The organism is Frankia gtarii (assembly GCF_025403375.1).
In the GTDB taxonomy this organism is placed as follows: domain Bacteria; phylum Actinomycetota; class Actinomycetes; order Frankiales; family Frankiaceae; genus Frankia; species Frankia gtarii.
In genome coordinates, this window is record NZ_JAMPTM010000096.1 from 1 (window position 1) to 22,043 (window position 22,043).

Here is a 22,043-nt window from a genome sequence, read left to right on the forward strand (position 1 = left end):
CAGGCAAGGAATCCAGAAGGCTTTTGATCGACTACGGGCGGCACCGGAAATCATCTGCGATTTCTTCAATGATCCAGATCTCGAATATATCAACGTCTAATTCCAGTAGCCCGTTTTCTCATTAGTAGAGCCAGAGTTAATACCTGTGCTCGTGACCGCGTCGTTGAGCCAAAGTGGCGTCGAGGGACCCTGTCCGAGCGGACCTGCACTGGAGCTTGGCGTTTCGCTTGGAACCGGCCCTGTTGTCGAATTCGGCCCGGTCGGTGCAGCCGATTTCAGAGCGGTCGCCCCCGGGGCGGGGGTCACGTTCGGAGAGGAGGGGGAGTGGATGGCATTGGCACCGGCGGTCTCGGCGGAGGGCGGATTGCGCAGGGAGAACGTGATGAGCACGGCGACGGTGGCGATGAGGGCGGCCAGCGCCCCGGCGAGCAGGGCGGTCGACCGTGTGGGTGAACGTGCCGACGGCGTGGCTGGCGCGGCTTGGCCGTGCCGTCCGGCCGCGGCCGGACCCGGCGCGGGCGACCGCGGCGGGGCCTGCCCCGGCGCCTGCGGCGGCATGGGGGTGGACGCCGGAGCCGCCGTCGAGGTGTGCAGACGCAGCAGACGCGCCCACTCCCCGGCCGGCGGTCGCCGCTGCGGATCGTCGTGGAAGATCAGGAGAAGGTCGTCGACCCGATCGCGCTCGGTCCCGACGAGTTCGCCGAAGAACTCCCGCCTCTCCTCGGCGCTCTCGGGCGGCGGAGTTCCGGTCAGGAGGTAGTGGGTCAGCCCGCCGAAGGCGAAGCGGTCGGATGCCGGGCTGTAGTGCCCCTGCTGCAGCACCTCGGGTGCCCAGTAACCGCGGGTTCCGGCAGGCGCGGCCGTGCTGTGCCTGGCCAACCGGAACAGCCCGAAGTCGACCAGGATGGCCTGCCCGTCGGAGTTGATGACGATGTTCGATGGGCTGATGTCACCGTGCACCACCGGCCTGCCGGAGGGTGTTGCGCGTCCGCTGTGCAGCCAGTCGAGCACCTCCCCGATCTGGCCGAGGTGGCGTAGCGCGCCCGCACGGTGCTCCAGGCCGAGGTGTCCCGGCACCCAGTCCCGCAGGTCCTCCCCGTCGACCCAGTTCATCACCAGGTAGAGCGCCCGCGGGGTTTCCCGCTGGCCCGCGGGGTGCATCCGCTGGCCCTCGAACTGGCAGTGCACGCCGACAACGGAAGGATGCCGAATCAGCCGCAGTAGTTCTACCTGCTCAGACCACCGATCACGCCAGGTATTAAGGTCCGGCGCGTGGTGATCATGAAGTATTTTCACCGCTACTCGCTCGCGCTCCCCGGCAAGAGCAAGGTCGGCCTCCCACAGCTCAGCCTCGCCCCCGCCACCGAACCGACGCCGGAGCCGGTACTTGTCCGGCTCGGCGTCCGGGCCGATGAAGAAGGATGAGCTGTTTAGCGTCACATGACCTCCATGGTTTGGGGGATTCCCGTTCTGGAGTCTCTCAGGCTGACGCCCGTCGGCAATGGGGTGGACACCCCCTTGCTTTTTCGGCGTCACTCAGTAAAGAGGTGGCGAGGCCGTGGATCGAAGGCGCGCATCGGCGTGAATCGCGGGCGATTGACGCCTATTTGATTGACCATCACCCTGACGTTGAGTTTCACTTGATGGATGGTTGTGAAATCCTCGGAGGAGTGTCGTCCTGGGGTGCGGGGTCGGGCATGAAAGCGCCTCGCGATTCACCCACGGGGCAGCCGTGGCTGCACTCGTCCGTGCACGATTGGCCCGTGCCCCGGGTTCGGTCGAATGCGATGGAGATCCGTCGGTGAGGCGGCGACGTGAGGGCTCGGACCCGCAGGCGTGCGGCGTGCCGGGCTGGGCGGGCGGCTTTCGCCCCCGGCCCGGCGGCGGGTCAGTGGGGCTGCTGCGAGGTCGCCGCCTCGGGGCGCAGGTCGGCGAGGGTCAGCGGGTGCGCCGGGGGATCGGGCAGGACGGTCACCGAGGTGACCTGCCCGCCGACGCCGACGTGGAGGAGTTCACCGGAGCGCAGCGGGCGCCAGTCGGGATGATCGTCCATGGGTTCACTCGCGACGACGACGGCGGGCGCGCTCGCCAGCTCGTCGGCGTGCACCCGCGTCGCCCCGGCGGCGTCGCTGTGCCGCAGCGGCTGGCCGCCGGCGGGCCGGTCCAACAGGAACAGGCGGTTGGTGTCCGGGTATCGCAGCGCCCACAGGTCCCCGGCGGTGATCAGTACCAGGTTGATGCTGTAAACCGGCAGGTTGGCGGCCACCCAGCGGACGGCGGCGGTGATCCCGCGCCCGACGTCACCGCCGGCGGCGTCGATCTCCCGGGTGATCAGAGCGAAGAGGCGTTCGGAGTCGGTGTCGCCGGCCACCCGCGCCATCGCGGCGCCGAGATGCGCCTGCAGGACGTCGAGGTCCTCGATCACCCCGTTGTGCGCGAACAGCCGGCCGTCCTGGCGGAACGGATGGGTGTTGCGCGGCGCGAGCCCGCCGGTGGAGGCGTGCCGGACGTGGGCGACGAACGTCGTCGACCGCGCCTGGCGCGCCTGCGCGGCGAACTGGCGGTCCTCCCAGGCGGCGATCGGCTGGCGGAACAGCTCGGCCCAGCCGTCGGCGTCGAAGTAGCCCAGGCCCGTGCCGTCCGGGTTGCGGTGGCTCTGCTCGTCGAGGCTGTCGGGGGCGTCGAGCAGCCAGAACGTGGCCCGGGTCCGTCGCGGGGCCCCGGTCAGCCCGAAAAGTCGGCACATCGGCGCACACCCTTCCTCGATCCGTCTCCCGGCCTGATCCGGACGGCCTGCTGATCTGTTCGCGCGTCGTCCGTTCGCGCGTCGTCTTCCTACCCGGGAGGCGCGGGTGTCGGGCCCGCGCTCAGGCGCATCCAGTCCTGGTGGACGACGCAGCGCCCGGCGCCGGCGCGCTTGGCGGCGTACATCGCGATGTCCGAGGCGTTGAGCAGGCGATCGGGGTCGGTGAGGCCGGGCCCGGAGACCGCCACCCCGGCGCTGGCGGTGATGGTGACGATGCTGCCGTCGATCGCCACCGGCTCGGCCAGACAGGCCAGGACCCGCGCGGCGACCCGCTCCACGGTGTCGACGGACTCGATCCGCGTGCAGAGCACGGCGAACTCGTCGCCGGCGAGGCGGGCAACCACGTCGCACGGTCGCACCGCGGCGCGTAGCCGGCCCGCGACCACGCGCAGTAACATGTCGCCGGCCTGATGCCCGTAGGTGTCGTTGACCGCCTTGAAGCTGTCCAGGTCGACGAACACGATGCCGGTGCGCCCCGCGCCCGCCCGGCCCTCGCCGTCCCCCGCCCGGTGGTCCGCCGCCAGGCTGCTGCGCAGCCGCTCCAGCAGCGACGCCCGGTTGGGCAGGTCGGTGAGCATGTCGTGCTGCGAGCGGTAGCGGATCTCCCGCTCGGCGGCGAAGCGGGCCGAGGCCGCACCGAGCACGCCGGCCACCGCCGCCACGAAGCTGCGTTCGGAGTCGTTGAAGGCCCCGACCCCCGCCGGCAGGACGGTCCCAGGGGAGGTGTAGGGGGGCCCGGCGGCGCCCGGGGGCCGCTGGACGGCGACGACCGCCGAGGGTTCGCCGCGCAGACCTATCGGCTCGGCGAGAGTGAACCAGCCGTCCTGGCGCGGGTCCACCTCGCCACCGGCGGTCGCCGACCGCGACCGCGCGGGTCCGCGCAGGGCCTCCTGGGCGACCGCGGCGGCCACGGTTCGCGACACCGACGGGCCGTCGGCGGCCACCAGGCCCAGTGCGCCGGTCTCCCCGTCGACCTCGTGCAGGGTCGCCGTCGCCCCCAGATGCTCGGCGAGCACCGCCGTCGCCCGGCGCCACAGCACGGCCGGCTCGAGGGTGACCAGGGCCTGGCGGGCCAGGTCGGCGAGGTGGGCCTGCGCGGCGCGGGCGTTTTCCCGCTCGGTGACGTCGATCGTGATGGCCGCGACCAGGCTGACCTGGCCCAGGGGGTCACGGATCGGCATCACGTGCAGGTCGAGGTAGCGGCCGAACGCGCCGACGATCCGCGCGCCGTGCTCGCCGGCGAGACCTCGGCGCAGCATGTCCATCGGCTGCGGATGGTCGACGAACACGTCGAACACCGACGCCGACTCGGCGGCGGCGAGGCCCGCGGCCTCCTCGGCCGTGTGCGCGCCCACCCCGAACACCGAGCGGCCCGACTGGTCGATCAGCAGCATCGACACCGGGCTGTGGTCCAGCACGAGCCGCAGGTACCGGTTCGCCTGCTCCTGCTCGGTGATGTCCTGCACCCGGCTGACCACCCGCGGCCCGTCGTCCCCGGGCACCGCCGTGGCGACGATCAGCACCGGCACCAGCGAGCCGCCCGGGCGGACCAGGCGCACCGCCAGTGGCGTCTCCGGCGCCGCGCCCGCGGCCCGGCCGCGCACCGCAGCGTGGGCCGGCCCCGGTGGGAGGTGGGCGAGCTGGCGGAGGTGGTAGTCCCGCAGCCGGGCGGCGTCGCCGGGCAGCAGGTGGTCCCCCAGCCGGGAGCCGATCAGCGCGGACCGGTCACGGCCGAGGATCCGGCTCGCGGTGTCGTTGACGTCGCTGATCACGCCGTCGGACGCCGTGGTGGCCAACAGGCCGATGTCGAGACGTTCCAGCAGACAGTCGGTCACGTCCAGGGCAGGTCCGGCGGTCCTCCCTCCGTCGAGCGACGCGGATCGCGGCACCTGGTGGGCGTACCCGGTACCGGTGGCCGGAATCGTCCCGCCAGTCCGTTCCGCCGGCCGACCGGCCACAGTGGGTGCGGTCGCCGTCCGTGCTGGAAAATTGCCCTGACCGGCCGATTTCCACCTACAGGATCCGCATACTGTTGCGACGGTGCGAAAGCGTTGTTGCGTACCGGGTGTGCGCGGCCGGCCCCGGCAGGGGGACGCCCGCGGGAGGTGGTCCGCTGACGCCGGGGCCGCCGTCGGTGCCCCCGCGGGGCGCGGGACGGCCCGGTGAGTGAACCGGCGCCCGCCGGGCGAGCGGATCAGGCTCGATCGGTCGGACCCGAGTTGGTCTGGTATGCAAGCTACGGCTCGAACATGCGCATGGCCCGGCTGATGTACTACCTCACCGGCGGCTGCCCGCCGGGCAGCGACCACCGTCATCCCGGCTGCCGCGATCCCCGCCCACCGCGGTTGGCGGTCCCGGTCATGCTGCCCGGTGCCGTGTACTTCGCGCTGGCGTCGCGGATCTGGACGGGCGGGATCGCCTTCTACGACCCGGCGGCCCCCGGGGAGGCCGCCGGCCGGGCCTACCTGCTCTCCGCCGGCCAGTTCGCCGATGTCGCCGTCCAGGAGATGCACCGCGCCCCCGACGTCGACCTCGACCTGGCCGCCGTGCTGCGCACCGGTCGGGCCCGGGTGGGTCCGGGCCGCTACGAGACGCTGGTGCTCGTCGGCCACCGCGGCGGCGTCCCCGTTCTGACGTTCACCGCGCCGTGGTCGCTCGCCGACGTGCGCCCCACCGTGCCGTCGGCCGGCTACCTGGCCATGCTCGCCGGTGGCCTGCGCGAGGCGCACGGCTGGTCGCCGGCCCGGATCGCCGGGTATCTTGCCACCCGGCCCGGTGCCGCCGGCGTGTGGCAGCCGGCGGACATCGAACGGCTCGTCTTTAGTGGCACCGAGGCCGAGTAGCTCGCCGGCCGAGCAGGCCCGCAACCCCGGACCGGCCGCGTCGCGACACTCCAGGCCCGCGGCCCGCGGCCCGCTCCGGCTCGGCGCCCCGCGGCTGGCCGCCGGGGACGCCTGCCGGGTGCGCGGAGTTCTGCCGGCGGCAGGGCGGGGAGGGCGTCCATCCGGAACCCGCGGCGGCGGTCACCGACGCCGACGCCGACCGGGATCGGGACCGGGACTGGGACTGGGACCGGGACGAATCGCGCCGGTAGCGCGCCCGCTCACGCCACCGTGCGCCGCGAGCCCTCCCGACCGTCGGCGCCGAGGTTCCAGCTGATGATCCGGCGGGGGTGCACGCGGATGACCTCGGGGCTCAGGTGCGCGGCCGGGGGGTCCCAGCCGGTCAGGGCCTCGGCGCTCCCGCGGATCTCCAGGCCGCGCACCGTCCACGGCTGCAGTGAGGCGATGTCGTCGACGACGTACGCCACCTGGCCGTTCGCGGCGATGTTGTGGAACTTGCGGCTGTTGCCGAGGTCGTAGCCGTAGATGCTGAGCACTCCCGTCGCGTCGTCGACGGTGTGGGCGACCGGGCTGTTCTGCAGCGTCCCGTCCGGGGCGAGCGTGGCGAGCCGGCCCAGGCGCTGGGAGTGCAGGTAGTCGAGTTCGGCCGGGGTGAAGACCATGACGGCTCCCTCTGCGAGTCCCGGTCTGCCCGGGAGCGACGGTGGGCCGCGGGCGGGCCCGTCCGCGACCGACCCTAGAAGCTGAACCCACGTTGAGGTCAACATCCGCTGCCCGGTCCGCCCAGCAAGATAATCAACACTGTTGACAAATCGGCGACGCACCCGTTCGATCTTCAAACACAACAGCGGCAACTAGCTGGTGGCGGCCACCAGGTGATGGCGTAGCCAGGCGAAGGCTGTCTGTTGCATAGCTGCGTCGAATTTGTGGGGCCCGTCGAAGAACTGACCGGTGTAGCGGTCGGGGCGGCCGGCGTGACGGTAGTGGGCGGTGAGGCGTTCGTGGGCGGCACGCATGCCGGCCGGGGAGAACAGCTGGTCGTGCCGGTTGTACTGGACGAGCAGCGGCGATGGGGCGCGGCAGGCGGCGAGGTCGGGCCAGTCACCGTGGCGGGGCCAGGCCGCGGGGAAGAATAGCCAGCCGTGCCCGGCGACGTGCCGGTCGAGCAGGCCGTCGTAGGTGCTCATCATCCCGACGATGACGGCGGCGGCGACCTGTTCGCAGGTGGCCTGCAGGAGCGCCGCGCGACAGCCGCCGCCGGACAGGCCGATGCAGCCGATGCCCGCTGGTGCGACGTCGGGACGGGACGTCAGGTAGGCGGCTGCGATGCGGTCCTCGAAGGCGACGACTCCGGCGAGGGTGGTGCCCAGCAACGCGCAGTACTTCTCGACGATGTGCTCATGGTGCCAGGAAGCCGCGTCGTGCCAGGCGACCTCGTCGGAGACCTCGCAGGACGGGCTCAGCTGCCAGCAGTTGTCTGCGTGCCGACGTGTCTGCGGCGGAAGCGTCTCGATCGGGAACCGGCGGCTGCCCCAGAGGAAGATGTCGTGCGCCAGCACGACGAAGCCCTCGCGCGCCAGCGCGCCGGCGAACGCTCGGTTCCCGTACTGGCGTGCGCGCAGTGCCGCGACCACCGGTGGAACGTCTGACGGCCCGTCGGCGACCTTCTCCTTGCCGTAGAAGGTAATGCCGTCATGGCTGTGCAGGGCCAGGACACCGGGCAACGGCTCGTCAATGTTCGCCGGTTTCAGCAGGTAGGCGTGGGTGCGCGGTCCGAAACCGACCGACCAGGAAATCTCCTCACCGAGCAGACCGTCGGATTTCCACCGTTGTTCGACCCGGACGTCGCCGGGTGTCTCCAGGCCGCCGCCGAATCCCAGTGTGTCGCGGACCAGAGCCCTCGTACGCGCTCCTGGAAACGCTGGTGGGACGGGGCCGCTCTGCCGCTCGCGGGCGACACGAACGAGATCACTGTAGGCGCCGAGATGCTGGTACTCGCTCACTGTCGGCCTCTGCTCTCCTCGGGTAGGCGCTCGGGTGGCGACGGCCTGCACCGCCGCCCACCCGGCGCCCCCGCAACCAGCCCACCGTCTGTGCGACCAGGTTGTTGCTTTCCGTCAGAAAAGTGATCTGGCTGACATGGCTAACTGTTCATACTAGGTTCCGGCCTGGGGGAGTTCGGATAGCAGCGGTGCGTGGCGAACAGGAGCGGACGATGAGCAGACCGTTCGAGGGCGTAAGCGTCGTCGAGATCGCCGGCTGGACGTTCGTGCCCGCCGCGGGCGCGATCCTCGCCGACCTCGGCGCCGACGTCGTCAAGGTCGAACCGCCCACCGGCGACCCGCAGCGGCTGCTGCGCAACCTGCTCAACCAGGACGACAGCGGCCCCAACCCGTTCCTGGAGATCCCCAACCACGGCAAGCGCAGCGTCACCCTCGACCTGACCACGTCCGCCGGCCGCGAGCTGCTGTTACGCCTGGTCGCCGACGCCGACGTGTTCCTCACCAGCTACCTGCCGGCGTTACGCACCCGCCTCGGCATCGACGTCGACGACCTGCGGGCGGTCAATCCCCGGCTGGTCTACGTGCGCGGCAGCGGCTGGGGCAGCCGCGGCCCGATGGTCAACACCGGCGGCTACGACTCGGCGGCGGCCTGGTCCAGTTCCGGCACCCTGCACAAGCTCACCGGCGCCGACGACGACGATCCGGTCGCCCAGCCGGCCGCCTTCTACGACCTGCAGGGCAGCAACACGATCGCCGGCGCCGTCGCGATGGCCCTCTACCGCCGGGAGCGGACGGGCCAGACCGCCGTCGTCGACGTCTCCCTGCTCAACACCGGCATGTGGGCGCTGGGCGCGGACATCGCCGCCGCACCGTTCAGCGGAGAGGTGCCGCGGGCCGACCGCCGCGCCCCGGGAAACCCGATCGCCAACTACTACCGGACCAAGGACGGCCGCTGGATCAACCTGGTCTGCCTGCAGGCCGACCGGTTCTGGGACGAGCTGTGCCTGGTCCTCGACCGCCCGGAACTCGTCGCCGACCCGCGTTTCCTCGACGCCGCCGCCCGCTACACCCACAACCGCGCCTGCGTCGAGGTGCTCGACGCCATCTTCGCCGAGCGCACCCTCGACGAGTGGCGCGAGACCCTCGCCGGCTTCTCCGGCGTGTGGGCGCCCGCGCTGACCCCCGCCGAGGTCCACGACCACGTCCAGGTCCGGGAGAACGGATACCTCTCCGAGCTGACCGCCGAGGACGGCACGCCGTTTCGGGTGGTCGCCCCGCCCTACCAGTTCGACGGCGAACCCGCCCGCGCCCGCACCCGCGCCCCCGACCTCGGCGCCGACACCGAGCGGGTGCTGCGCGACCTCGGCCTCGACGCCGGCACGCTCGACGACTACCGAGTCCAGGGCGCCTTCGGCTGAGCCCCGCCAGTCAGGGGAACAGGACCCGCGCGACGTGGTCGGTGTCGGCGTACTCGCGGACGGAGCTGATGCGTCCGTCGCGGACCTCGAAGATGCCCAGGCAGCGGTTGTCGTACGGCTCGCCGTTCGCGGCGGTGCCCCGGGAGGTCCAGGTGGCGACGACTCGCGGGCCCTCGGCGATGACGTCGGTCAGCTCGATGAGCAGCGGCGCGCCGGCCTGCAGCCGCCCGGCCATCCCGCCGAGGAAGTCGTCGACGATGCGGTCGCGTCCCCGCCACTCGCCCGAGATCGGCAGGCTGCCGGGGTAGTGCCAGACGGCGTCGGCGGTGAAGCTGTCGCGAATCATCGCCGCGTCGCCGTCGCGGACTGCCTCCACGTAACGGACCACCACCGCGCGGGCGTCGTCGCCCACCGGGTCGTCGCCCACCGAGTCGTCGGCTGCGGGGCCGTTCGGGTTCGGGGTCACTGCTCCTCCGAGGGGATGCGGGGTTACTGCGGCCGTCGGCGGTTCCGCGGGGGACCGCCGCGTCACCGGTCTTCCACGGTGAGGATGGCGTTGCCGCGGATGCGGCGGTCGCGGAGCTGGACGAGGACATCGGCGGTGTCGGCCCAGTCGGTGACGAGGCCGATCTCCGGGTGCAGCCGGCCGGTGGCCACGAGCTGGACGAGGGTGGCCAGGTCGTCGGCGAGGGCGACGTCGGAGTCGAGGTAGTGGAAGTGGCGGATGGCGGCCGACTCGGGGCCGGCGAAGAAGTCGAAGAAGTCGAGGGTCACCGGGGTGCGGCTGGCCTGGCCGAACCAGATCGGCGTCCCGCGGGCGGCAAGCCGGGCCAGCGCCCGCGGCAGCGCCGGGCCGCCAGTCGACTCCAGCACCAGGTCGAACGGGCCGGGCGCCGCGTCGACGTCGTGGACGATGCCGGCGGCGCCGAGCTCGACCAGCCGCCGGCCGCGTTCCGGTGACGCGGTGACCGCCGTGATCTCGGTGCCGGCCGCGGCCGCCAGCTCGACGACGTAGTGCCCGACCCCGCCGGAGGCACCGGTGAGCAGGATCCGCCGGCCGGTGGATGGGCGACCACCCGGGCACAGACGGCGGGCCCCGATCCGTCCGCGGCCGCCTGCACCACGAGTCCGGCGACGTCCTTGCCCGGCCGCCAGCCCGCCGGTGGCTGTTCCAACTGAAACGTCTCGCCACGGTTCACGCAGTACGCCGCCACCTTGACCAGCGCCTCGTGCGGGCGGGGCGTCGGCGGGTCAACGTCGGCGCGGGTGATGGTGGCCGGTTCGGCGGGTGTCAGGGCGAGCATGCCGGCCAGCGTGCCGGCCGACTGCCGGCGCCGGCCAACAGCGGTCCGTCCGCCTTGACAACCGGTGGTGGTCGGCAATGGTGGGAGCCGTGGATCTCGACCTGAGGCAGGCGCGGGCGTTCGTCGCAGCGGCCGAGGAGCTGCATTTCGGCCGGGCGGCCCGGCGGCTGTTCCTCACCCAGCAGGCGCTGTCGAAGCGGATCGCCCGGTTGGAGGACGCCCTCGGTGTCGCGTTGTTCCACCGCTGCGGCCACGCGGTGGAGCTGACCGGCGCGGGGCGGCGATTCCTCGAACCGGCCCGGGTGGCGCTGCGGGCCGGCGACCAGGCCGTCACCGCAGCCAGGGCGCAGGCCCGCCCGCTGCGCGTCGACGTGTGGGGCCACCTGTACGGCCCGATGCGCACCCTGCGCGCCGTCCTCGACGACGCCCCGGCGCTCGCCGTGGAACTCGGCGCCAGCCGCGACCTGCCCACCGCCGTCGACGCGCTGACCCGCGGATCGATCGACCTCGGCTTCGGCCGCGTCCACGCAACCGCCGAGGGCCTCGAACCGGCGCTCGCTCACCGGCTCGTCCGGCTGGAGCCGCTCGACGTGGTCCTGCATCCCGCCCATCCGCTGGCCGGCGCCGGGAACCTGCGTCCCGCGGACCTGCGCGGCAGCGTGCTGTGGTGCCCGGCGGCCCTCGACCGGCTCGACTTCTTGCGCCGCTTCGCTGGACGGTTCGGGATTGCCGCTGAGGCGGCTGCGGTCAATCTCGGCCTCGAACCGCTGCTGGAGCGCCCACACGCCGACCCGCGCTACGTCTGCGTGCTGCCCGCCGAGCTGGTACTCCCCGCCGACGCCGGTCTGCGGGCGGTGCCGCTGGTGGACCCGACACCGCTGTACGCGTGGTCGCTGCTGTGGCGGGGCGAGCCGTGCGCCACCGGCCGTGGCCTGCTGCGCGTCTTCGCCGAGACCGCCGCCCGTCGTCGCTGGCTGGAGTACGCCCCCGGTCGCGACTGGCTCCCCGACGCAGACCGGGCGCAACTACTCGCGGTCTGAGGTCCTTTCCCACCGGGCGCGGCGGGTACAGGGGCCAGAGCGGGTACAGGGGCCGGAGACCACACGCCAGGGAGGCAGGAAGTATGACTCAACTCGGCAATCGGCGCCCTGCTCCCGAGCCGCGACCTGCGATCGACACCGGCGCCGCCGAGCGGATCTTCCTCGTCGGGCTGATGGGCTCGGGTAAGTCGACGGTGGGCCGGGTGCTCGCCGACCGGCTCGGCCGGCCCTACCTGGACAACGACGCCCTGCTCCAGCAGCGGACCGGGCTCGACGCGCCCGCCCTGGCCGACCTGGGCCGCCAGGCCCTGCACGCCCAGGAGTCGCGCCAGCTACGCGCCCTGCTCGACGCCCCGGTGCCGTACGTCGCCGGGATCGCGGCCAGCGTCGCCGACAATCCCGACGACCTGGCCCGCATCGCCGCCGCGGGCCGCGTCGTCTACCTGCGGGCGAGCCCGCGGACCCTGGCCCGCCGGGTCGGTCACGGCCAGGGCCGGCCCTGGCTCGACGGTGACCTGCTGACCACCCTGACCCGGATGTTCGCCGCCCGCGACGACTCCTACCGCCGCGTCGGACACGTCGTGGACACCGACGGCCGCGACCCGCACGAGATCGCCGCCGAGCTCGCCCGCCTGGTCGGCGCCGGCTGACCGGCGCCGCCTGATCGGCGACGGCTGGCTGGCGACGGCCTGTCGGTCTGGTCTCAGACCTCGGGTGGGTGGCTGGCGGCGGGCAGGCCGAGGGCGCGGATCACCGCCGCCGCATCCGCCATGGCACCGGCCTGCTCGGGGGCGAGCGCACCCAGCGGGGACCGGGCGACCCGTTCCCACACCACGGCCATCGCCTCGAACAGTTCCGGTGGCAGGCCCGCCGCGGCCTGGGTCGCGGCGATCTCACGCATCTCGGCGACGTAGCGGTGCGCCTTGCTCGCCGACAGCGCGAGCCACGATCCCAGCTCGCCGACCTGGTCGGGAAACGTCGGTGCCAGATCGTCGAGCATGGCGTCCAGCACCCCGGCCTGCTGGGCTGACGCGGACGCCTGGAGGAACAGGGCGGCGAGCCCCTTGTAGAGGCTCGCCGTGCTCATCTTCAACGCGCTTGCGGCGCCCGCCGGACCTGGCAGGACGCGCGGTTCGAGCCGAGGATGGGCCAGCGCGGCGATCTCCCCGGCCCGCGGCCCACTCAGGTACAGCCGGGTGCGCCCGCGCCCGGACGCCCGGTCCGGCGGCGGGCCGGAGATCGACCCGTCGACGAAGTCCAGGCCGGCCAGAGCCGCCGTGACCCGGTCGACCGTGGCAGGGGCGATCGCGTTGAGGTCGGCGACCAGCGGGGTCGCCCCCGTCGCGGCGGCCGAGCGGCCGATGGCGCCGGCCACCGCGACGGCCACCGCGACGGCCTCGCCCGGTGGGACCACGGACAGGACGATGTCGGCGGCGCCGACGGCGTCGTCAAGCGAGTCGACGAGCTCCAGGCCGTGCGCGAGCGCGCGGGTCCGCTGCGAGCGGCCCACCACGCAGGCCAGCACCCGGGCGCCGCCCTCGACGTAGCCGCGCCCCAGCGCCGAGCCCATCGCACCGGGGCTCACGATCGCGACCCTGACCTCCGCCCCGGCCCGAAGCTGACGGCCGGGGTCTCCCACCGTGTCGGTCATGCGGCACCTCGATGGCTTCCTGTTGGTCCTGCGCTCCACGTCCACCTGTTGACATCCTCACCTCCCTGAAGGACCGGGCCTGCGCCCGACGTCGCCTGGTCATCCCGGCGCCGGCGCCGGTGCCGCCTCCCGCGGGACTGCGTCCGGCCGGCGACCGATTCGTGCGGGGAGTCCGTGTCTGAGGCGTACCTCCCTCAAATGAACCACCATGGTGGGTAGGCGGCGTCGTGCGCCACGCCGTCGGCGGGGTCGGCGACGCCGAGGCGGTGCCTGTCACCGCCGGGGCGGTGCTCGACAGCGGTGCGTCGGCGGAGTTTGGAGATGAGTCGGTGAGAACGGCGGTGCGGAGTAGATGATCAGCGGTCAACCCCACGTGCGCGTCCTTCGCCCGGCCTCTCGCGAGGCCGACCCGTCGACGGCGGCCGACGCTGCGCCCGCCAGCCCCCCGTCCACCAGGATCCCGTCGGTCAGGGTGATTCCCTCGACCAGTTCCGCGACCGCGCCGCCACCCACGCTCCCCGCCACCCGGCAGGATCCGGCCGGGAACGCGCCGACGGCCGCCCCGCCGGGCGGGGACTCACCGACTGCCGAGCCGGACCTCGGCGACCAGGCGCCGACCGTGGCTCTGCCGCGGCCAGCGGCGCCGGCCGGGCCGCCGACGGGCCCGGACCCCAGCGACAGCGACAGCGACAGCGACAGCGATCATGGTGTTCCGCGGAACAGTGCCACGCCGGCGGACGACGACGACGGCGCCGGGCCCTTGTGGGCGGCGCTGCGGGAGGAGCGGTTCGTGCTGTCCCGGTGCCTGGACTGCCACAGCTGGCTGCCACCGCGGCTGGAACGCTGCCGGCACTGCGCGGGACCGACCGCCTTCGAACCGGCGGACGGCCTCGGCGTCGTCGACAGCTACCTCGTCATCCGCCATCCCAGCATGCCCGCGTTCGCCGGCCGCCCGCCGTACGTCCTCGCGCTGGTGACCCTGGACGAGGGAGTCCGGCTGCCCGGCCGGCTCGACGGCGTCGCGCCGGGGGAGGCGAGGATCGGCCAGCCCGTCCGCGCGGCCTTCCACGTCCGATCCGGCGCGGACGCTCCCAGCGTCGTCTTCCGCCCGCGCCAGCCGGCCGCCGCCGGGGCCCGCTAGGGCGCCTCCACAGTCGTGATCAAGGAGGGCTCTTTGATCACACCTCGACACGCGCCGAGGGAGCAGCCGTCGACCGGCCGCGGCGGCGGGCGGGATCGAGCCAGGCGAGGCGAGCCACCAGGGCGGTCATCACCACGACCAGGGCAAGGTCGAGCCAGAACGCGGACTCGGCGGCGCGGATGTGCGCGCCACGGTCGGGATGGGTGCCCAGCCGGGCGAAGAACACCGCGCCGAGAACGGCGACGCCGGTGACGCTGGCGAACTGCTGGGTGGTGGTCAGGACCCCGGCGGCGACGCCGGACCGCTCGCGGGGGACGTCGGCCAACGGCGTGCCGACGAGGGAGGGCAGGATCAGCCCGTTGCCGGCCCCGATCCCGGCTGTTCCAACGACGAGCCAGGCGGGGGACAAGCCGGCGGGATGGGTGTGCAGGGCCACCGCCAGGATCAGGAAGCTCAGCGCGGTCACGGCGCAGCCCGCCAGCAGCACCGCCGGGCCGAGGCGGGCGACCAGGCGGCGCCCCAGAAACGAGCTGCCGATCGCCAGCAGGCCCATCGGCGCGAACGCCAGCCCGGCCGCCAGCGGACCGAGCCCGAGTCCCGCCTGCAACAGCAGACTCAGCACAAACAGGCAGCTGCTGAACGACGCCATGAACGCGGCGTTCACCGCGAGACCGGTGGCGAACGTCGGGCCGCGGAACAGGGCGGGATCGACCAGGGGCTGTCCGCCGCCGCGCGCCACCGACCGTTCCCAGTGCACCGCGGCCGCCAGCGTGGGGACGGCGGCGGCCAGCAGCAGCCAGCCCCACAGCGGCCAGCCGGTGTCGCGCCCGATCACCAGCGGCAGCAGCGCAAGCCCGAGCCCGCCGGAGATCCAGGCCGCCCCGGGGACATCCAGCTCCAGCCCGGCGGCGGTCCGCCGCTCGGCGCGGGGCAGCACCCGCGCCGCCATCGCGACGACGGCGACGCCGACCGCCGCGGTGGCGAGGAAGACGGCCCGCCAACCCAGTCCGAACACGTCGGCATCGAGCAGCAGCCCGCCGAGTACCTGCCCGCCGACCCCGCTGACCGCGCCGGCCACCCCGTACCAGGCCAACGCGCGGGAGCGCTCGGCGTCGGTGAACGACGAGGTCACCAGGGCCAGAATCTGGGGGACCATCGCCGCCGCGGTCAGGCCCTGCGCCATCCGGGCCGCCACCAGCCCGACGGGTCCCTGCGCGAGCCCGCACAGCAGCGAGGCCGCGGCGAAGCCGGTCACCCCGGCGAGGAACAGGCGGCGGTGGCCGAACAGGTCGCCGAGCCGCCCGCCGGTGACGACCCCCGCCGCGTAGGTGAACACGTAGCCGCCGACGACGAGTTCGAGCGCCGCGGGTCCGGCGCCGAGTCGGCGTTGCAGGTCGGGGATGGCGACGTTCACCACGTTGGCGTCGAAGCCGTACAGGACGTAGGCGGCGAGCACCACCGGTAGCAGTAGCCGACCGCTGGGATCTCCCTGGAAAGGCATGTCGCTGGTTATACCAATCGCTGGCACTGCCAATCAATAGGGGTGCCAGCGACCGACGGATAGGATGGGGATCATGACGGTGTCCGACGCTCTGCTGCCCGCCGCGCTGCGTCACCGCACGAGCTTCGTGCTCGCCCGCCTCGCCGCCCTCTCCCGGACGCACTGTGCCGAGCGGCTGGCAACCCTCGGCCTCAACCAGCACCAGCACGCGATCCTGTGCTGCCTGGACGAGTTCGGCCCGGCCATCCAGCGCGACGTCGCCGCCCGTCTCGACCTCGACAGCGGGGACCTGGTGTCCTTCCTCGACCGGTTGCAGGCGGCCGAGCTCATCCGCCGCGACCGCGACTCGCGCGACCGGCGCCGCCAGATCCTCACCATCACCCAGGCCGGCCAGCGCCTGCTGCGCCAGGCCGAGACACTGCTCGACGAGGCGGAGCCCGAGCTGTTCGCCGGGTTGCCCGCCGCCGAGGTCGAGCAACTGCGCGCCCTCGCGACCGGCGTGCTGACGCGGCACGCCGCGCAGGCATGGCGGCGACAGAGCCCCCCGCCTGACGACGAGCAGTCCTCCGCGATCGCCAGGGGCAGCGGTCACCAAGGGTAGGTGTCGCCGTTCTCGCTCAGGAACATCCCTGAGCCGTCCTCGTGGCGGGTGAGCACCTGCGCCGCGATGCGAGCGCCGCCCTCGTCGGCGGTGTCGTGGCCGGTGTGGCCGTTGAGGTCGGTGGCGCAGAAGCCGGGTGACAGGGCGTTGACAGTGATGCCGTCGGCGCGCAGATGCCGCGCGTAGACGAGGGTGATCGCGTTGAGGGCGGCCTTGGAGGAGTTGTAGCCGAGCAGCTCGGCGTAGCCTCCCAACGCCGGGTCGGGGTCGGCGAGGAACGCCATCGTGCCGAGTCCGCTGGAGACGTTGCCGACGAACCCGCCGGGGGACCTGCGCAGCAGCGGGATCATGGCGTTGGTGACGGCGACGACGCCGAAGACGTTCGTCTCGTAGATCTCCCGCAACGCGGTGACGGGAAGCTCCGAGGGCGGACGCCGGCGGTCACGGGTGATACCCGCGTTGTTCACCAGCACGTCCAGGAGACCGTGCTCCGCGTCGATGAACGCCGCGGCCTGCGCGATCGTCGTCTCGTCGGTGACGTCGAGGTGGACGAAGGTGACGTCCAGTCCGTGCTGGGCGAGAGCTGCGGCGGCCGGTCCGCCGAGGCTCGGATTGCGGGCGCCCAGCAACACGGTGTGCCCCTCGCGGGCGAATGATGTCGCCGCGGCGAGGCCGATGCCCTTGTTCGCACCGGTGATGAGAACGACCTTCGTGGTCGTGGTGCTGGTCGTGGTGCTGGTCGTGGTTGAGGTCATGTCTGCACCGTGACGCTGGGAGCGGAGCGGCGGGAGAGCCTCGCCAGGGGTGGTATCGGCCATCCCATGGTGCCGATACCGGCGGTAGGCCAGGCTGATGGTCATGGAGAAGGTGGACCGCGGGGAGCTGGCCGCGTTCCTGCGCCATCGCCGAGCCCGCCTACAGCCGGTCGACGTCGGCCTGGAAGCCGGCTACCGTCGCCGCACGCCCGGGCTGCGCCGGCAGGAGGTCGCCCAGCTCGCCGGGATGTCCGTCGAGTACTACATCCGCCTCGAGCAGGGACGCGGGCCGCGGCCGTCCCGGCAGATACTCGGCGCCCTCGGCCGGGCGTTGCGGCTGTCCGACGACGAATGCGCCTACCTGCACCACCTTGCCGGCGAGTCCACCCCGAGGTCGTCGGCACCGTCGCGGCAGGTGCGCCCGGGGGTCCTGCACCTGCTGGACCGCTACGACGGTGCGCCCGCGCTGGTCTGCGACGCCAAGTACGACGTCCTCGCCTGGAATCCGATGGCAGCCGCGCTGCTCGGCGACCTCTCGGCGGTGGTGCCGGCCGACCGCAACGTGATCTGGCGGTTCTTCACTCGTCCGGGTGCCCGGCAGCGTCACGACCCGACCAGCGCGGAGCAGTTCGCCCGCGAGTCCGTCGCGGACCTGCGCGCCGCCGCCGCACGCTACCCCCACGACGCGGGCATCCGCGATCTGGTGCGTCGACTCCTCGCCGCCAGCGAGGACTTCGCCCGGCTGTGGAACGACCACGAGGTGCGGGTCCGGCGCTCGACGCACAAGCGGCTGAACCATCCCGACGTCGGCTGGCTCGATCTCGACTGCGACGCGCTGCACGATCCCGAGCGCGACCAGTGGGTCATCCTCTACAGCGCTGCACCCGGGACTCCCACGCATCGGGCGCTGCAACTGCTCAAGGTGATCGGGACGCGGCGGCTCGGCGCATCCGCCGAGCCGCCGCCACAGCTGCGCTGAGGCCGGCCGGGTCAGAAGTTGATCATGTGGCCGGCGAGGCCGTGGAGGGCCTCCTTGACCGATTCGCCGAGGGTGGGGTGGGCGTGGACGTTGCGGGCGAGCTCGGCGACGGTGAGGTCCCAGCGCTGCGCGAGGGTGAGTTCGGGCAGCAGCTCGGTGACGTCCGGGCCGATCAGGTGCGCGCCGAGCAGCTCGCCGTACTTGGCGTCGCTGAGGATCTTCACGAAGCCGGCGGTCTCACCGAGGCCGTGCGCCTTGCCGTTCGCCGAGAACGGGAACTTCGCGACCTGCACGTCGTAGCCGGCGTCCCGGGCCTGCGCCTCGGTGTAGCCGAAGCTGGCGACCTGCGGCTGGCAGTACGTCGCCCGCGGGATCATCACGTAGTCCAGCGGGTAGGTCTCGGCGTCGCCGATCGTCTCCGCGGCGATGATGCCCATCGCCTCGGCGGCGTGGGCGAGCATGAGCTTGGCCGTCACGTCGCCGATGGCGAAGATGTGCGGAACGTTGGTGCGGCAGTAGCCGTCGACGTCGATGGCGCCGCGTTCGGTCAGCGCCACGCCGGTGTTCTCCAGCCCGTAGCCGGTGACGTTCGGCCCGAAGCCGATCGCCTGGAGCACCTTGTCGGCCGTCAGCACCTTCGACACGCCGTCCTTGCCGGTCACGGTCACCTTCACCGTGTCGCCGGAGTCGTCGATCGAGTCGACCCGGGTCGAGGTCAGGATGGTGATCCCGGCCTTCTTGTAGTGCTTGGCGAGCTCGGCGGAGACCTCGGCGTCCTCCAGCGGCACCACCCGGTCGAGGAACTCGACGATGGTGACGTCGACGCCGTAGTTGCTCAGCACGTAGCCGAACTCGACGCCGATCGCCCCGGCGCCCGCGATGACGATGCTGCGCGGCAGCTCGGGGCTGAGGATCTGCTGCTCGTAGGTGACGACCCGCTCGGACAGCGACGTGCCCGGCAGCAGCCGCGGCGTGGCACCGGCGGCGATGATGCAGTGGTCGAACGTCACCGTGCTGGTCGAACCGTCAGCGCCGGCGACGGACAGGGTGTGGTCGTCGGTGAACGTGCCGCGCCCGGTGAACTCGGTGATGTTGTTCTTCTTCATCAGGTAGTGGACGCCCTTGACCCGGCCGTCCGCGACCTTGCGACTGCGGCGGAACGCCTCGCCGTAGTCGAATGTGAGCTCTCCGTTGATGGAGATCCCGAAGGTCTTGGCCTCGTGGGTGAGGGTGTGCACGAGCTCCGCGTTGCGCAGCAGCGCCTTCGACGGGATGCAGCCCACGTTGAGGCAGACCCCGCCCCAGTACCGCTCCTCCACCACGGCCGCGGTCAGACCGAGCTGGGCGGCACGGATCGCGGCGACATACCCGCCCGGACCCGCACCCAGAACCACCACGTCGAAATGTTCGCTCACAATGGCAGCGTAACGACCCCGGGCACCCGCCCGATTCCCGCCTCACCCGGCGTTCGGTCACACCAGGCCACACCAGGCCACACCAGGCCAGGTCAGGCCCGGCCCGGTCGCCGTCGTCGCGTGGCGCCGATCACGCCGTCGCGGTCAGCGATGTTCGGCGGTCCTTCCGGGAAGTGCGAGTGCGGGCAGCCGCCCGCTCAGGATGCCGCCGATCAGCAGCCAGAACGTGTGGGCGAAGGCGACCGGGGTCGGTGCGGCGGCGGACCCGAAGGGCACGGTGCTGGCGGCGGCCAGGACGAGCAGGCTCTGGCGGCGGCCAGGGCGAGCAGGCTCCGGTGGTGACGGGGCAGTGGCCGACGCCGCGGGCCGAGGTTCTTGTCGCCGGGTTGGAACGCTTCGTGCGGGAACTGCGCGGGGAACTCTGATTTGTGCGCCGGGCCGACCCCTCGCGAATATCGCGGGCCATTCGGGTAACCCCGCAGGTGCTAGCGCCATGGCCTATTCGTGGTGACACCACCGCCCGGCCGATTTTGCCCACCCGACCGCATATCACCTGCATTGATAGGGGCCATCATGCCGTCCAGCCGGATCCTTCCCGGCCGTCTCGCCCATCCGTGTGGAGACGTACGACACAAGGCTGGATGGGCTCATCGGCCCGCGGATAAACAGGTACATGGGTACAGGTATCCACGACGCATCCGTGCGTCGATCTGCTAATATTGTTGATCGCGTTGTCAAGGCCTGCACCCAATGCCCGGCGACGGGCTGGGGGCGCGCCTGATGACCCTCCTCGACACGGTCTCGAAGACCGGCTACAACCGGGCTTTCGCCCGCCCGCTGACCGCGGGAGACCGCGCCTATCTGGCCTTTCACCGGCTCAATCCCGGTGAATACCAGGACGTCGGCGCGGTGCTGTTCCTCGACGGGCCGGTGGAGCTGGCGGACCTACGGGCACAGGTCGCCGAACGGCTGCGCACCCCGCGGGCGCGGATGCTCACCGACCGACTGGAGACGGTGACGGTCCGCCAGGGCGACCGTCGGACCACGGTGCACGAGACGCACTGGGTCTGCGACCCGGAGATGAAGGTCGACGACCACGTCGTCGCCTCCGAGCTGCCGAGCGCCGCCGAGGTCGCCGGCCTGATCGGCGGCGATGCGATCGGCGACCGGCGTATCCGCGCCGCCATCGACAGGATCGCCCGGCGCCCCGTCGAACCCAGCCGCCAGCCGTGGAAGATCCACCTGCTGTGCGAGCAGGGGACCTCGGGTCGCGTGCTGGTCTACCGCACCAGTCACATCGCCCAGGACGGCGCCGCGCTCTACCGGTCGCTGCACCTGCTGTTCGGCGGCGAGGACGAGCCCGACCTGGGCCTGCCCGAGTCGATCCCCCGCCCGCAGGCCGGCGACTACCTGCGGTTCGTCAGCCGGGGGCTGAGCTGCCTGTCGCCGACCCGGGTCCTCGACGCCTGGGGTGGGCAGCCGGTCGGCCCGGCGCGGCATTCCTGGATCACCACCGAGCTCGGGCCGATGCGCGACGTCGCCCGCCGCCACGGCGCCTCGGTCAACGACGTCTACCTGGCCGCCCTCGCCGGCGCGGTGCGGGCGTGGTCGCTGCCGGAGTGGCGGGAGGACTCCCGGCCCGTCCACGCGCTGATGCCCGTCAGTATCCGCGTCGCCGCCGACCAGAACGTGCTGTCGAACTACACCTCGGGGGTGCGGGTCGCGCTGCCGTGCGGGGAGCCGGACGCCGCCCGGCGCCTGGCCCGCATCTCCGCGTCGACCCGCCGGCTCAAGGCCCGCGGGATGGGCGTGGTGGAGCATCACCACTTCCCGGCCGTGTCGACGCGGGCCACCCCGCGGATGCTCTCCTACGCGGCGAGCTTCGGTGGGCGCACCCGGGAGCTGGCCATGGTGGCGACGAACGCCCGCACGATCCGCGGGCCGCTGTCCGTCGCCGGTCACGCTGTCACCGACCTGATCGGCACCGGACCGCTGCTCGTCGGACGCCAGCACCTGTCCGTCGCCCTGTTCGGCCTCGGAGACCGCGTCGGGATCACCTTCGCGGCCAGCGACAGTGTGCCGAACCACGAGCGCCTCGCCCAGCTGTGGCTCGCGGAGCTGACCGAACTCAGCCGGTCGACGCCGCCCGGTGGCGTGCAACTGCCGGTCCAGCGTCGTGAGGGGCCACGGGCCCGGTAGGAGGCGACGGGCCCGTGGGGGGAGGACCGCCTGGTGGCTGGCCAGGGGCAACCGTAACGCGGTTGCCCCTGGCCGTCATAAGGCGGGACCCGTCTGCGTGCCGACATTCGTAGGCGAGCGTTTTCGCATCATTCGTTGACCCTGGGTGGCCACGAACCGACTTTGTCGGCGCGGTCCGGTCGCCGTCGCCCGCGTGCGCGCCAGCCCGGTTTCCGATCCACGGGCGAGCACGGCTTCGCGGAGCGTCGCCGCGGTCGAGCGGGACCACCACAGTCCCGCCGTCGTGTGGGGACGAGGGCCCTGCCTGCTGCGACGATGGGGACGGGATTTCGCGGACGATGACGCCGGCCGCTCGGCCGAGGCGGGGCGCCGCGGATGGGGGCGGGC

The 22,043-nt window shown here is 72.6% G+C and carries 20 protein-coding genes; 9 read left to right on the forward strand and 11 right to left on the reverse strand.

The window, feature by feature from the left end; all coding sequences use genetic code 11:
* Window positions 1-96: 96 nt before the first annotated feature.
* Window positions 97-1,344, reverse strand: a complete 1,248-nt coding sequence (locus tag NBZ83_RS15695; RefSeq protein ID WP_261575278.1) for a serine/threonine protein kinase — start codon at window positions 1,342-1,344, stop codon at window positions 97-99.
* Between NBZ83_RS15695 and NBZ83_RS15700 the strand changes: the two genes are divergently transcribed.
* A complete protein-coding gene (locus NBZ83_RS15700) occupies window positions 1,273-1,425 on the forward strand; it encodes a hypothetical protein (RefSeq protein WP_261575280.1) in 153 nt (50 codons plus the stop codon). The genes NBZ83_RS15695 and NBZ83_RS15700 overlap by 72 nt on opposite strands.
* Window positions 1,426-1,888: 463 nt before the next feature.
* On the opposite strand, the gene NBZ83_RS15705 is transcribed toward NBZ83_RS15700, so the two are convergent.
* Both NBZ83_RS15705 and NBZ83_RS15710 read right to left on the reverse strand, forming a co-directional pair.
* Entirely contained in the window at window positions 1,889-2,746 is an 858-nt protein-coding gene (locus NBZ83_RS15705) for a class II glutamine amidotransferase (protein ID WP_261575267.1), read from the reverse strand.
* A gap of 89 nt (window positions 2,747-2,835) precedes the next feature.
* Complete coding sequence (locus NBZ83_RS15710; RefSeq protein ID WP_261575268.1) at window positions 2,836-4,641, reverse strand: sensor domain-containing protein; 1,806 nt, start codon at window positions 4,639-4,641, stop codon at window positions 2,836-2,838.
* Between the two features lie 384 nt (window positions 4,642-5,025).
* Here NBZ83_RS15710 and NBZ83_RS15715 point away from each other — a divergent pair, with 384 nt between their 5' ends.
* Window positions 5,026-5,649, forward strand: a complete 624-nt coding sequence (locus NBZ83_RS15715; protein WP_261569403.1) for a histone deacetylase — start codon at window positions 5,026-5,028, stop codon at window positions 5,647-5,649.
* A 260-nt stretch (window positions 5,650-5,909) separates the two neighbouring features.
* On the opposite strand, the gene NBZ83_RS15720 is transcribed toward NBZ83_RS15715, so the two are convergent.
* Window positions 5,910-6,311, reverse strand: a complete 402-nt coding sequence (locus tag NBZ83_RS15720; protein ID WP_261569401.1) for a PPOX class F420-dependent oxidoreductase — start codon at window positions 6,309-6,311, stop codon at window positions 5,910-5,912.
* Window positions 6,312-6,503: 192 nt separating this feature from the next.
* Window positions 6,504-7,652: a dienelactone hydrolase family protein gene (locus tag NBZ83_RS15725; RefSeq protein ID WP_261569400.1), complete on the reverse strand. Its 1,149-nt coding sequence runs from the start codon at window positions 7,650-7,652 to the stop codon at window positions 6,504-6,506.
* Window positions 7,653-7,864: 212 nt separating this feature from the next.
* Between NBZ83_RS15725 and NBZ83_RS15730 the strand changes: the two genes are divergently transcribed.
* Window positions 7,865-9,070 carry a CaiB/BaiF CoA transferase family protein gene (locus NBZ83_RS15730; protein WP_261575271.1) on the forward strand — a complete coding sequence of 402 codons (1,206 nt, stop codon included), beginning with the start codon at window positions 7,865-7,867 and terminating at the stop codon, window positions 9,068-9,070.
* 10 nt (window positions 9,071-9,080) lie between these two features.
* Here the strand turns inward: NBZ83_RS15730 and NBZ83_RS15735 are convergent, their stop codons facing one another.
* Together NBZ83_RS15735 and NBZ83_RS15740 are read right to left on the reverse strand one after the other, a co-directional pair.
* Window positions 9,081-9,536, reverse strand: coding sequence for a nuclear transport factor 2 family protein (locus NBZ83_RS15735; RefSeq protein ID WP_261575272.1), 456 nt, complete (start codon window positions 9,534-9,536; stop codon window positions 9,081-9,083).
* 62 nt (window positions 9,537-9,598) lie between these two features.
* Window positions 9,599-10,273 carry a zinc-binding dehydrogenase gene (locus tag NBZ83_RS15740; protein WP_308203796.1) on the reverse strand — a complete coding sequence of 225 codons (675 nt, stop codon included), beginning with the start codon at window positions 10,271-10,273 and terminating at the stop codon, window positions 9,599-9,601.
* A 190-nt stretch (window positions 10,274-10,463) separates the two neighbouring features.
* On the opposite strand from NBZ83_RS15740, the gene NBZ83_RS15745 reads away from it, so the two are divergent.
* Window positions 10,464-11,414, forward strand: a complete 951-nt coding sequence (locus NBZ83_RS15745) for a LysR family transcriptional regulator (protein WP_261569395.1) — start codon at window positions 10,464-10,466, stop codon at window positions 11,412-11,414.
* 83 nt (window positions 11,415-11,497) lie between these two features.
* Window positions 11,498-12,064 (forward strand): shikimate kinase, encoded by a 567-nt coding sequence (locus tag NBZ83_RS15750; protein ID WP_261569394.1) that lies wholly within the window; start codon window positions 11,498-11,500, stop codon window positions 12,062-12,064.
* Window positions 12,065-12,117: 53 nt separating this feature from the next.
* Here NBZ83_RS15750 and NBZ83_RS15755 read toward each other — a convergent pair whose 3' ends face one another.
* Window positions 12,118-13,065, reverse strand: coding sequence for an NAD(P)-dependent oxidoreductase (locus NBZ83_RS15755; RefSeq protein WP_261575274.1), 948 nt, complete (start codon window positions 13,063-13,065; stop codon window positions 12,118-12,120).
* Window positions 13,066-13,537: 472 nt separating this feature from the next.
* Here NBZ83_RS15755 and NBZ83_RS15760 point away from each other — a divergent pair, with 472 nt between their 5' ends.
* Window positions 13,538-14,206: a Zn-ribbon domain-containing OB-fold protein gene (locus NBZ83_RS15760; RefSeq protein WP_261575275.1), complete on the forward strand. Its 669-nt coding sequence runs from the start codon at window positions 13,538-13,540 to the stop codon at window positions 14,204-14,206.
* A gap of 37 nt (window positions 14,207-14,243) precedes the next feature.
* Here the strand turns inward: NBZ83_RS15760 and NBZ83_RS15765 are convergent, their stop codons facing one another.
* The gene (locus tag NBZ83_RS15765; RefSeq protein WP_261569389.1) at window positions 14,244-15,707 is read right to left on the reverse strand and encodes an MFS transporter; all 1,464 of its coding nucleotides are present in this window, start codon (window positions 15,705-15,707) and stop codon (window positions 14,244-14,246) included.
* A 73-nt stretch (window positions 15,708-15,780) separates the two neighbouring features.
* Between NBZ83_RS15765 and NBZ83_RS15770 the strand changes: the two genes are divergently transcribed.
* Window positions 15,781-16,308: a MarR family winged helix-turn-helix transcriptional regulator gene (locus NBZ83_RS15770; protein ID WP_261569388.1), complete on the forward strand. Its 528-nt coding sequence runs from the start codon at window positions 15,781-15,783 to the stop codon at window positions 16,306-16,308.
* Here NBZ83_RS15770 and NBZ83_RS15775 read toward each other — a convergent pair.
* On the reverse strand, window positions 16,296-17,063 hold the full coding sequence (locus tag NBZ83_RS15775; RefSeq protein WP_261575276.1) for an SDR family NAD(P)-dependent oxidoreductase: 768 nt from the start codon (window positions 17,061-17,063) through the stop codon (window positions 16,296-16,298). The two genes, NBZ83_RS15770 and NBZ83_RS15775, sit on opposite strands and share 13 nt — an antisense overlap.
* 103 nt (window positions 17,064-17,166) lie before the next feature.
* Here NBZ83_RS15775 and NBZ83_RS15780 point away from each other — a divergent pair, with 103 nt between their 5' ends.
* Window positions 17,167-18,042: a helix-turn-helix transcriptional regulator gene (locus NBZ83_RS15780; RefSeq protein WP_261575277.1), complete on the forward strand. Its 876-nt coding sequence runs from the start codon at window positions 17,167-17,169 to the stop codon at window positions 18,040-18,042.
* Window positions 18,043-18,053: 11 nt separating this feature from the next.
* Here the strand turns inward: NBZ83_RS15780 and lpdA are convergent, their stop codons facing one another.
* Window positions 18,054-19,457 (reverse strand): dihydrolipoyl dehydrogenase, encoded by a 1,404-nt coding sequence (lpdA, locus tag NBZ83_RS15785; RefSeq protein WP_261569377.1) that lies wholly within the window; start codon window positions 19,455-19,457, stop codon window positions 18,054-18,056.
* 750 nt (window positions 19,458-20,207) lie between these two features.
* On the opposite strand from lpdA, the gene NBZ83_RS15790 reads away from it, so the two are divergent.
* The gene (locus NBZ83_RS15790; RefSeq protein WP_261569375.1) at window positions 20,208-21,656 is read left to right on the forward strand and encodes a WS/DGAT domain-containing protein; all 1,449 of its coding nucleotides are present in this window, start codon (window positions 20,208-20,210) and stop codon (window positions 21,654-21,656) included.
* Window positions 21,657-22,043 lie beyond the last annotated feature (387 nt).